The 11724-nt window shown below is 55.9% G+C and carries 9 protein-coding genes and 1 tRNA gene; 7 read left to right on the top strand and 3 right to left on the bottom strand.

Translation table 11 applies throughout. The features are described 5' to 3' along the window. The first annotated feature begins 2 nt into the window (after positions 1-2). The 4 genes from ACFQ6Y_RS13485 (at position 3) to ACFQ6Y_RS13470 (ending at position 6800) form a co-directional block, all read left to right on the top strand. On the top strand, positions 3-3131 hold the full coding sequence (locus ACFQ6Y_RS13485; RefSeq protein ID WP_378633175.1) for a type III restriction-modification system endonuclease: 3129 nt from the start codon (positions 3-5) through the stop codon (positions 3129-3131). A gap of 216 nt (positions 3132-3347) precedes the next feature. Then, entirely contained in the window at positions 3348-5033 is a 1686-nt protein-coding gene (locus ACFQ6Y_RS13480; RefSeq protein WP_378633171.1) for a DUF262 domain-containing protein, read from the top strand. Further along, complete coding sequence (locus ACFQ6Y_RS13475) at positions 5030-6253, top strand: type II toxin-antitoxin system HipA family toxin (protein ID WP_378633168.1); 1224 nt, start codon at positions 5030-5032, stop codon at positions 6251-6253. Before ACFQ6Y_RS13480 ends, ACFQ6Y_RS13475 begins: the two co-directional genes overlap by 4 nt. Positions 6254-6458: 205 nt before the next feature. Beyond that, on the top strand, positions 6459-6800 hold the full coding sequence (locus ACFQ6Y_RS13470) for a hypothetical protein (protein ID WP_378633165.1): 342 nt from the start codon (positions 6459-6461) through the stop codon (positions 6798-6800). On the opposite strand, the gene ACFQ6Y_RS13465 is transcribed toward ACFQ6Y_RS13470, so the two are convergent. Both ACFQ6Y_RS13465 and ACFQ6Y_RS13460 read right to left on the bottom strand, forming a co-directional pair. Next, positions 6794-6895, bottom strand: coding sequence for a histone-like nucleoid-structuring protein Lsr2 (locus ACFQ6Y_RS13465; protein ID WP_378633162.1), 102 nt, complete (start codon positions 6893-6895; stop codon positions 6794-6796). The genes ACFQ6Y_RS13470 and ACFQ6Y_RS13465 overlap by 7 nt on opposite strands. A 4-nt stretch (positions 6896-6899) precedes the next feature. After that, a complete protein-coding gene (locus ACFQ6Y_RS13460; protein WP_378633157.1) occupies positions 6900-7139 on the bottom strand; it encodes a histone-like nucleoid-structuring protein Lsr2 in 240 nt (79 codons plus the stop codon). A 1484-nt stretch (positions 7140-8623) separates the two neighbouring features. Here ACFQ6Y_RS13460 and ACFQ6Y_RS13455 point away from each other — a divergent pair. Next, positions 8624-8803, top strand: coding sequence for a hypothetical protein (locus ACFQ6Y_RS13455; protein WP_378633153.1), 180 nt, complete (start codon positions 8624-8626; stop codon positions 8801-8803). A 619-nt stretch (positions 8804-9422) separates the two neighbouring features. Next, on the top strand, positions 9423-9764 hold the full coding sequence (locus ACFQ6Y_RS13450; RefSeq protein ID WP_378633149.1) for a hypothetical protein: 342 nt from the start codon (positions 9423-9425) through the stop codon (positions 9762-9764). 53 nt (positions 9765-9817) lie between these two features. Here the strand turns inward: ACFQ6Y_RS13450 and ACFQ6Y_RS13445 are convergent. Further along, a tRNA-Leu gene (locus ACFQ6Y_RS13445) sits at positions 9818-9903 on the bottom strand. A 254-nt stretch (positions 9904-10157) separates the two neighbouring features. On the opposite strand from ACFQ6Y_RS13445, the gene ACFQ6Y_RS13440 reads away from it, so the two are divergent. Then, positions 10158-11576, top strand: a complete 1419-nt coding sequence (locus ACFQ6Y_RS13440; RefSeq protein WP_378633145.1) for an FhaA domain-containing protein — start codon at positions 10158-10160, stop codon at positions 11574-11576. Positions 11577-11724 lie beyond the last annotated feature (148 nt).

Raw genomic sequence — 11724 nt, 5'->3', positions numbered from 1 at the left:
CCATGAAACTTCAGTTCAAGATTCAGCAATATCAAACCGACGCTGTAGATGCGGTCGTTGATTGCTTCGCAGGGCAACCTCGAGACAAAGGCGTATCGTACCGGATCGACCCAGGGGTTCAAGCAAAGTCGACCCAACCGACTCTGGAGATTCCGGTGACGCCAGATTCGGGGCTGCGGAACGCAGAGATTAAGTTGAGTCCAGCGCAGCGATTGGCTGGGATTCAGGCTGTGCAGCGCAGCCAAAACCTGCCAGTGTCGGCGACGCTTGTACCTAGCAAGGCAGCAATGCCCGGTACCCCGAACCTTGATATTGAGATGGAGACGGGGACAGGAAAGACCTACGTTTATATCAAGACGATCATGGAGCTTCACAAGCGCTACGGATGGTCCAAATTCATTATTGTCATACCGAGCGTGGCAATCCGCGAGGGCGTCAAGAAGTCATTCGACATCACCGCGGAACACTTCCAACAGACCTACGGAACGAAACCACGATCTTTCATCTACAATTCGACAAAGCTACACGAGCTTGAACAGTTCAGCTCCGACGCTGGCGTACAGGTCATGATCATCAATATTCAGGCGTTCAACGCCGCTGCCGACGCAGAGCGGAAAGCCTCGGAAGGCAAAAAATCTTCCGACGAGGCTCGGCGGATCTTTCGGAAGCTTGATGATTTCCAGTCTCGTCGCCCAATCGACGTGATCAGCGCGAACCGCCCCATCGTCATCATCGATGAGCCCCAGAAAATCGGCGCAGCTAAATCCTTGGAAGCCCTTTCGAGGTTCAACGCCCTTATGGTGCTTCGCTACTCGGCAACTCACAAAGTCGAGCACAATAAGGTTCACCGACTCGATGCGCTCGACGCGTACAACCAGAAGCTTGTCAAGAAGATTTCCGTGCGAGGCATCACGGTCAAGGGGCTGGCCGGCAGCACGGCTTACATGTATTTGGACGCGATCGAGATCGCTAAGGGAGCCAAGCCCCGTGCCCGGCTGGAAATACTGGTGCGGGCCAAGAACGGTGTCACCCAACCACGAGTCAAGCGGCTCGAAGTCGGCGCGAATCTGCACGTCGCCTCCGGTGGCATCGAGGCTTACAAACCGGATGGAACACCGCTGTTCATTACCGATATCGATGCCAACCGCGATGTCGTCGAGTTGAGCAACGGCGACGTGATCGCTGCTGGGCAGGTTACGGCAGACGTGACGGAGGAAGCTAGACGCCGTATCCAAATTCGTGAGGTCATCCGAGCTCATCTGGACAAGGAGCGTGAACTCTTCGCGCAGAACATCAAAGTGCTCTCGTTGTTCTTCATCGACGAGGTCGCCAAGTACCGCGACTACGACCGCGATGACACCCTCGGTGACTATGCACGCATATTCGTCGAGGAGTATCAGTCGATGGTTGTAGTCGAACTGAGCCAGCTGGACTATGACGCGGAGGCATATCGGCGACATCTCGAATCCATCCCCGTTGAAAAAACTCACCAGGGCTACTTCTCAGTGGACAAGAAGTCAAAGCGGCTCGTCGACGGCCAGGTCAAGAGGACAGGCGACGAAAAAGGCCAATCGGTCGACGTCGACGCCTACGACCTGATCCTCCGCAACAAGGAAAAGCTGCTGTCCTTTGCCGAACCAGTGCGGTTCATTTTCTCCCATTCAGCGCTGCGTGAGGGCTGGGATAACCCCAATGTGTTCGTCATGGGGATGCTCAAAAAGAGCGACAATACCGTCTCCCGCCGACAGGAAATCGGCCGTGGGCTCCGACTTTCGGTCGACCAGCACGGTGATCGGATGGACAATCCGATCACAGTGCACGACATCAACGAGCTGACCGTAGTTACCGACGAGTCCTACACCGACTTCGTCGCGGGACTGCAGAAGGAAATCAGCGAATCCCTAGCCTCTCGCCCTCACAAAGCAAGCCTCACGTACTTCAGCGGAAAAACAATCACCACCGAATCCGGGGAAACCGTCATCGGAGAGGCACTGGCAGCCGCCATCTACAACCACCTTGTTCGAAACAACTATGTCGACGACAACGGTCTGGTCACCGATGCCTACAAAAATGCCCGCGACGCAGGCACCCTCGCCGAACCCATCTCGGACATTCTCAAACCGGTCATCGACTCCGTGCTGCCCGTGGTCGATGCCTTACACCTAAACGTCAACCTTGTCACTGATGGCCGCAAACCAAAACGGATCCCCCTCAACGAGGAGAACTTCGCCAAAAAGGAATTCAAGGAACTCTGGAACCGTATCAACCACAAGGCCGTTTACCAGGTGGAATTCGACTCCAACGAACTGATAGGCAAATGCACTACTACGCTCGATATCCACCTCAACGTCACCGCGATGCAGTACGTCGTACAGTCGGGCAAGCAGAACGCCGCCCTCGAAGCTGACGACCTGTCAGTCGGGAAGGGTTTCACCCTCAATTCGACTACGCCCCATGCATCGACCGTCTCAGCGTCGTCACAGATCAAATACGACCTTCTTGGGGAGATCACGGAAAAAACTCAGCTCACCCGGCACACCGTCGGCAAAATACTAAAAGAAATCAAACCGGCGACATTCGCGAAGTACCGCCAGAACCCTGAACATTTCATCACCGAATGCGCCCGACTGATCAATGAACAAAAAGCCACGGTCATCGTCGAGCACCTAACCTACGACACGCTCACTGAGCAGCATGACACGGCTATCTTCACTGAAAATCAGACGAAGCAGGACTTCGCCAAGGCTGGACAGAAGCTGAATCGTCATATCTACGACTATGTAGTTACCGATTCGAAGATCGAGCGTGACTTCGTGACCGAACTGGACACCAGTGAGAATGTTATCGTTTATGCCAAGCTTCCGCGCGGATTCTTCATTCCGACCCCCGTTGGGAACTACAACCCTGACTGGGCAATCGCTTTCAAAGAGGGCTCGGTTAAGCACGTCTACTTTGTCGCAGAGACGAAGGGGTCACTCTCATCATTGAACCTCAAAGGCGCCGAAGATGCGAAGATCAAGTGCGCTCGCAAATTTTTCGCGGAACTGAACCGAAGACATGAAAAATCGGTTAAGTACGACGTCGTTACCAACTATACCGATCTTATGCAGCTCGTCGGAGTTCAATCATGATTCATTAAATTCGAACCACCGACTTTTAGTTTTCCCTAAATTGCCGTAGAAAATCACGACATACTGTCGATATATTTAATAACATTATTATTTAGGAACTGTGGGATACTGCGATTTCCATACCGAAAACTCTCAATACATATACCAACGACAAGCCTTCAAGCATAAGGGAGTATCCTTACGCTAAGATTCAGAGGCCGAGGTAAGGACGCGCTGATGGACGAACAGACTACACGATCAAGGAACGAACATCTCAAAATTCAAGAGCTCGTCGCGCACGTGCACACGGGCAGAATTCGTGTCCCCGAATTCCAGCGATCGTTCCGTTGGGGCACAGAGGATGTCCTAGCGCTTTTCGACAGCATCCTACGTGGCTACCCATTTGGAAGCCTACTACTATGGAAGCGTGCCGCGCCGGCCACTCCGATTCGAATTGGAGCCATCCGGATTGATGCACCCGCAGTAGCTGATGCATTGTGGGTGGTCGACGGGCAACAACGGATCACCAGCCTCGTAAATGCAGTTGATCCAGAAGCAAGCGCTGCTGATGAACGCTTCAGAATTGTCTACTCACTCGACCAACATCGCTTCATATCAACGCGCGACCAGAAGACGTCTCTGGGTATCCCGCTACCAGCGTTATTCGACCTGAGTCGCGCTTTCGCTTGGCTACAGGAAAACCCCGATGCGGCCGGACACGCCGCCGAGATTCAGCGTGTGACAGCGTTACTTCGCGATGTCGAGGTTTCAGCCTCGGTGATCGAGCAGGCCGACGAGCATGTACTTCGGGAGGTTTTCGATCGGATCAATTCAGCTGGCAAGCGGCTACGTGGATCAGAAATTTTCGATGCGATCCATAGCGCGACCAATTCGGATTCTGAGCAATCTGTATCAATCGGCGCAATTGTTGATCGATTGGACCAAGCCACTGATTTCGGTAGGTTTGACGAGGAGATCGTTTATCAGGCCATCCTTGTCAGACGACATCCAGACATAACTCGGGATGCGCATATCGAGTTCAACCCGGAACGTTCTGCAAATACTCCATTCGCCAACGAGTCGAAGTCAGACGCCTACGCCCAAACAGAGTCCGCGTTGGAAAGAGTTGTTCGCTTCCTGCAGGTTCGTGCAGGAATCCCCCACGTTACGTTTGTGCCGTTTCGATTCCATCTCCTCGTATTGACTCGATTCTTTGCTTTGTTTCGCACTCCATCACCACGGAATCTGGAATTGCTTGATCGCTGGTTCTGGCGATCGACAGCTGCAGCATCCGTTCTCGGATACACCGGATCAACCGGCAACATCCGCACCCTTGCAGCTCTCGTGGAAGCTGGCGACGAAAGTGGTTCTGTACAGCGGCTACTCGACGCGACGAGACCTTCCGATCCGGTTCCGACACCTCGACTTGATCGCTTTCGGACCAACCATTCGTCAGGAAAAGTGGTCCTAGCTGCACTGTGGGCGCGAGGGCCTGTCAACCCTTCGACTGGAAATCCGCTGAGTCACAGCGACCTCGCTGCGTATCTCATCGGCGAGACATCAGCGGCTCCCGTGGCTCTAGAGATTTTCCCACGGCGATTGCTTGGAGATCACGCATCAAGTGCTGCAAATCGTGCGATTGCCGTAATCGATCGTGATGACTTCGCGGGCGGGCTCCACAAGGCCCCTCTAGATACTCTCTTACTCGATGAAGAAATGCTGATGCTTATTGACGAAGGAAATTACAGTCTATTCTTGGAAAAACGGATGCAATATCTGGAGAACTTTTTGCGTGAGTTCCTCGATGAAAGGACTGGGATCGGCTTCGAGGTCACTCCTCCCCTATCCGAGTTTAATCTTGATGACGAAGATGATCGGACAAGTCCTTCATCTAAGCAGGAAGATTTATGGGGGGAACAGTGAGCGAAGCCGCCCACGCCGTTCTACTTCATGGCGAACGAGTCGGCACGATCCTCCAACGAGGTGATGTCGCCCGCTTCATTTTTGTCGACGAATACTGGGAGGATTCCAGCAGGAACGTACTCGGTTTGTGGTTCGAAGATGACCCACGCCGATCGCCACAAGCTGCGCTCCGACTTCCTCCGTGGTTCTCCAATCTGCTGCCGGAAGGACGTCTGCGCGACTGGATCGCGCGAGACCAGGGAGTCTCAGTCGAGCGCGAGCTCCAGCTCCTCCTTCGGATTGGAAATGACTTGCCTGGAGCTGTTCAGGTTCTTCCATTCGTCGGCGAAATGGACTTTGACCCCGACGTGCTAGCAGATACCCAACACATCGTGGCGAGAAACAACATCCAGGCCAGTCCGTGGAAATTCTCACTTGCAGGTGTAGGTTTGAAATTCTCGCTGTTGAAGCAGAATGAACGGCTTACTATTCCGATGGCCGGCGCCGTGGGTGACTGGATTGTGAAATTTCCGGACGCAACCTACTCCGATGTCCCCGCAAACGAATTCGCAACGATGAGTCTCGCAGGCAGGGTAGGGATCAACATTCCCGAGATTAGCTTAGTTCATAGGGATGAACTACCTCCCCTCTCTGACATTGTTTGGCCAGGTGCTGAAGATCAGGCCTATGCGGTCGCCCGATTTGATCGAGCGCCAGGCGGGCGCCGCATCCATATCGAGGATCTAGCGCAGGTACGTGGATTCTATGATGACCGAAAATATCACGGAGCCTTCGAGACCGTGGCGGCACTAATCTATAGAGGTAAAGACACATCCTCTCTGCGTGAATTTATCCGGCGGCTTACTTTCAATATACTGATCGGAAATGGCGATGCCCACTTAAAAAATTGGTCGCTCATATATCCCGATGGGCGAATTCCAACTCTTAGTCCGGCATACGATCTCGTATCCACTGCTCCATATGCAAACGAATACGCCCCTGATGATTTCGGGCTAAAATTCAATGGAACAAAAATTTTGGACCGCGTAGACCGAAGCTCATTCGAGCAATTGCAGCGCCGACTTGGGGTGGATACAACGGAGGTCATTGACATAGTCGATGCAACTGTCGAAATGTTAGCCGAAGCGTGGCGCAGTGGCGCAAGAGAGACATTCCCACCATTAGTCGGCGAGTGGGTCGATGCACGCCTTCCTCACGTGCAGGCCCGGCTAAGTAAATGACTTAAAGATGTTGATGACGCCGTGCGGAAATAGAGGCTGTCCCTCCCGTCCATCGATCTCGATCACGGCAGTGGCGGTCTTCGCAGTCGATCGGTCCGGATTTTCGAACTCTCCAAAGCATGTTTCTACGCAACCAAATAATGAAACGTCCGGAATGGTCGAGGCGATGAGTGTTTCTGTCGTATTCTCTGCCAGAATCGGGTTTATGACCGATTCTGACGCTCAACACACTGATCCCATCGCGGTGGGTTCCCGGATCACGGTGATCCCGACCTTCGAATCCCAATCCGGTGACACCAAACCCCAGGTCGGTACCGTGGTCGAGGACCACGCCCGCAATGTCATCGGCAGCTCTGACCTGGGGCGGGATTGGGCACCGGTGCTGCGGTGGGCGATAGCCCTCGACGACGGCCGTCTGGTCTTCGCCGTCGAGGGTGGCCCTCGAACTCGCCTGAAGCTTTCCGTCTCTCACCACGAAAGTCTCGGATACAAATGCTCTAATCGCTGGGTGTCGGTGAGAGAAAACGCTGTTCACAAGTCTCAATGAGCGGCGTCGAAAGTATCGATGACGTCGGCTTTGATCCGCTCACGTGGGGCGACATCGAAGCCGTTCTTGTCGGCCCAGTCGCGGATCGCTTTCAATTGCTCAGCGGATGGTATTGGCCGCAGTCGAGGTTTTCGCACGGCCATTGCCGGCAGAAGAGACCTTCTCCGCGACCTTGATGTATGCGGCGAATTCCGCTTCGATCTTGTCGGCATTGGTAGGTCGAAGATCAATCCGATAATCGTCAACCTGATAAGAGATGGTCACTTCGTGTCCCAATCCGGCGTCGATGCGCTTTCCGTCGAAATCGTCGATAAGTTGGCGAATAAATATTTCAGCCACAGGGAATCCTTTTCGTCGCGCGCTGGATGAATATCCTATTTATATTACCTGCAGTATCCGATAATCCAGGACTCCCCTTCCACCGCCGGCCCTCGCCTAGCGGACACAGGCGCGCCGGCGACGTCGATCGAGCAATCACAGCGGGCAGCAATCACAGCGGGCTTCGCAATCGATCGGCCCCGATTTTCGGCCGCCAAACCATGTTTCACAAACGACTGTTTTTGGAACACACACTACGGTCGTGACGAACAAATGACGAACAAATACTGCCTGGCGATAACTTCCGTATGGCACGAGCGGGGTACCAATCGTGGTCGCCCCTGTCTGCCTAGCATTTGTTCCTCGGCGGTGTCGGGGCGGTGTCTTACAGAGCCTCCGGCGCAGCCTGCCTCGGTAGCAGCACCTGAAACTGCGGACACAACTGCTGCGCCAGAGGAACAGGTTGCTGAACTTCTTACCTTACACACGCTGCCGTTCAATCTTCCGGTCGGCCCTGCCGACGACATTACGGAGATGGATCCTTCCGGCATGGGCATCACTGTGTTACCAGCTCAAGACCAACAATCTTTCGTTCAATGGAACAACTTCCCTCTTGAGCTTGGATCAAGCCCACCAGTGGATCAAAGATGTGGTGACCGTCTACTGTCCCGAAAACATCACCAGGATTCCCTGGTGAACACTGGATGCGCATGCGACCGTGGCGGAACCATTCAGGTCCAGTCCGATAATCGGCACCCAATAAGAAATAGCGGACTCGTGCCCAACCGGCGTCGATCGGCCTTGAGTCACGAATAAACATCTCGGCCGCAGAAGACCCTTCAGTAAATGCGGAATGAACAAATAGACGCGGCGTTCATGTTATCCGCAGTATCGAATATTGAGAGAACCCCTCCTCGGACGTCGCGACTCCACCAAATCCGCCGACGACCTCCAGCGTCGTTGTGGCGGCCTCGGCAGTCGACCGGCCGAATTTTCGGCGTCATTGATCGATGTTTCATAAACGCTCCTTTTCAGTAATCAAGGAACAATTTTCGGTGACCTGGACTACGTAGGTTCCGAAACTCATGTCCAATATCGATGATTCGTTAGATGGATTATCGTCGAGTTGTGGAACAGCACTGCTGGTAAGAGACGACCATGTCTCTGACTGTAGCTCCCGAATTATTTGGTACGGTGCCAGGCAAGATGCCGGTAAGCGTCAGGGCCAACTATCTTGACGATATTCCGAGGACCGTGGTGTAGGCCGCAAAACAGATACACTGATCGGACAAACTGCCTTTTTAGCACTGGTATATCCAGGATGCAGGGAGCCGCCGATATCCGCAGTTCCGGTGAAAGTCGTCCGGAAGAAACCGGAAGAAACCCGTACACAAAGCAGCCCTGGTCAAAATCGACCGCGAACACCTCTCAATCAACACAGACTAGGTACACGCAGATTGCAGACCAACCGTGACTACATTCACGGGAACACTCTCCACAAGTGCATGGTCGAGTGGGAACGCGTCGTCGCGGACAAGGACATAAGCACCGTTCGCAGGATCCGCATCTCCGATACCGAGACCGACCGCGAGATACGAAACATGTCGCCCCTGTCGGTCTTGCTGAGCGAGAGCGAACGCCTGCGGGTACTCGACCTCCTCCTCTTCCAGAGAACCCGTGAGTGAACCGACGCGGCTAGAGAAAGTTAGATATCACCACGTATGGGGAATCTGGTTCACCGGGCGGTCGTCGTCGCTGGCTGGAATACGAATACTTCGATAAGTACGAATGATCGTAGTATTCGCGCGGTCTTATTCGGTGGAGCGCTCGGCCACGGTCGGTTGAACCGGGTCTCGTGCTGACCGGCGCCGACGGCCCGACGTGTGCCGCCACGAGAGTCCGTCCAGGAAATGTCAGCCCCGCCCTCAGGGTTCGGGAAAGGCACTTCTCGCAAGTGGACAACAGATCGGACCTTGCGATGACGAGAACCGAGAACGTCGTGGCTGGCGCCAGGCCTGACGTGGCCGCGCCGAACGTGGTGCCCAGAGCTGGCGAGTTGTTCAATCAGCCTGCCGCGATGGACGATTCGGAGTTCACGAGTCGATACCGGGCTTGGTTCACGCGAAAACCCGCGCGCGGCCCTCGGTCGACTTGAGAATCGACTCAGATCCGTTGGCAAGCAATCGGTGCCGAACCACCCCACCATGGGGTGAATGTCCGTTATCTTCCTCGATAGTGGTTGCAATCTCCTGGCTGCTTGGCATCCCGCGCACGGACGCTGTCACCATGAAAAGGAGCACGTCTGTGAATGGACTCGAAACGCCTACTCGTTTGTCCCGGACCACCGCCGCCCTCGGTGTCGGCGCACTCGCTGCCGCGATCACCTTCGGCAGTGCAGTTGGTACGGCATCAGCCGACACTCCGGTCGTCGACTTCGGAAGTCTCTCGTTCTCGGTGACCAACGGTCCCGACAACACCATCTACGACATCAACGCCATCATCAATCTCCCACCCGGCACACTGCCGCCAGGGATGATGAACCCTCAGATCACGGCGCCCGCGGCGGCCACTCAACCCGTCAACGACTCGTTTGCGGGCACCGCATTGGACTTCGTTCTGAGCTTCATCCAGGCTGCGGCCAGATAGCCGACAACAAAAAACGAGGCTACAAACTCGCTAGAGTTTGTAGCCTCGTCTTGTGGTGGGCGAAGGGGGACTTGAACCCCCACGTCCCTAAGGACACTGGCACCTGAAGCCAGCGCGTCTGCCATTCCGCCACTCGCCCGAGCAACGCCGAAACATTATCACGACAAACTTTGAAAGTTCTATTCGTGCAGTTCAGGGGACGAATCGATGAACACTGAGCACCCGAAAGCCCAGAACCGATACCATGCTGAAACAGCGGCCAGGTACTGCCGAAGCGACATTTGACAGTACCGTGGAACCTGTACAGCAGTTTGGACGACACGCGACAAGGCGGTGCCGGCGCTACTTGCCGAGCATTTTGCCGTCGTAGATGCGAGGCGAGAGGAGGGCCCGATGGGCATCGTGCAGCGATTCGAACGAAAGCTCCAAGGAGCTGTCGGCGACGCATTCGCGCGGGTCTTCGGTGGTGGTGTTGTGCCGCAGGAAGTAGAGGCGGCGCTCCAGCAGGAGGCACGTGACCGCGTCGAGCACCTCGGCGGCGGAATCCTTCTCGCCCCCAACAACTACGTGATCACCATCAACAACTCCGACCACGAAGAGTTGGCAGCTGATCGCGAACTGACTACCAAAGCTTTCAGCCGACACCTGCAGGATTTCATCCGCGATCAGGGTTGGCAGACGTACGGCGACATCTCGGTCACTTTCGAGCCTTCGCCTACGCTCCACACCGGTCAGTTCCGCACCCGCGGAACCGTCGACCCGGATGGTGACGCCGAGCAGGCATCACCGCCGTCGCATGTTCCGCAGGTTTCGTCGCGGCCTCCACAACGGCCGCCTCAGCGACCCGCACCGATTGTTCCCCCTGTTTCCAATCCAGTCCCGTCACAACCAGGAGCCGGCCCCATGACGCAGAACTCAGGCTACGAACCAAGCCGCGAACCGGCGGGTCGCCAGCCCGAACCGCAGCAGCCGGCACGGAACGGGTACTCCCACGACGACGGCGGTTACGCCGCTCCGCAGGGCCAGGAAGCGCCGTACCAGAACGGTTACGACCGCGGCGACGGTTATCGCACGGGCGACGACCAGCAGGGCTACAACCAGCAGCAGGGTGGCTACGACCAGCAGGCGTACCCGAACCAGCAGCAGCCGTACGAGCAGGCCGGTTACGACCAGCAGAGCTATGACCAGCAGGGCGGCGGTTACGACCAGCAGGGTTACCAGCAGCAGCCGTACGACCAGCAGGGCTACGGCCAGCAGGCGTACCAGGGTGGGTACGACCAGCAGAGCTACCAGCAGGGCGGTTACGACCAGCAGGGCTACCAGCAGCCCTACAACGGACAGTCCTACGATCAGCCGGGCTACGACCAGCAGAGCTACCAGCAGGGCGGCTACGACCAGCAGGCGTACACACAGCAGCCGTACGAGCAGGCCGGCTACGAGCAGGGCGGCAACTTCGAGCAGACGCAGGCCTACCCGCAGCAGGGCTACGCCCAGCCGCAGGGCGGTTACGCACCGACGGCCCAGAGCCTGACGGCAACCTTGCAGCTCGAGGACGGCAGCGGACGCCACTTCCAGCTTCGCGACGGCAGCAATGTCATCGGCCGCGGCCAGGAAGCTCAGTTCCGCCTCCCGGACACCGGCGTCTCACGTCGCCACATCGACATCCGTTGGGACGGCCGCACCGCGATGCTGTCCGATTTGGGATCCACGAACGGCACCACCGTCAACGGAGCACCGGTCCAGGACTGGCAGCTGGCAGACGGCGACATCATTCGTGCAGGTCACTCGGAGATTCTGGTTCGCATTCTCTGAGCTGAGAAACGGACGCCAGGATTTTTCCGATAACAATCGAACATTCGGCGGTCCGTCGGCGCGCCGCCGTCACGCGGCTGTCAGTATCGTGATCTTCGGGGCCCAGAGCCCCCTATGATGCTGCCAGTCGACAATGCTCGAACCCCGC

It is taken from the genome of Rhodococcus sp. NPDC056516 (assembly GCF_042794655.1).
Taxonomy (GTDB): domain Bacteria; phylum Actinomycetota; class Actinomycetes; order Mycobacteriales; family Mycobacteriaceae; genus Rhodococcus_F.
Note: the sequence above shows the minus strand (reverse complement) of the source record. Positions and strands in the feature narration are given on the sequence as shown.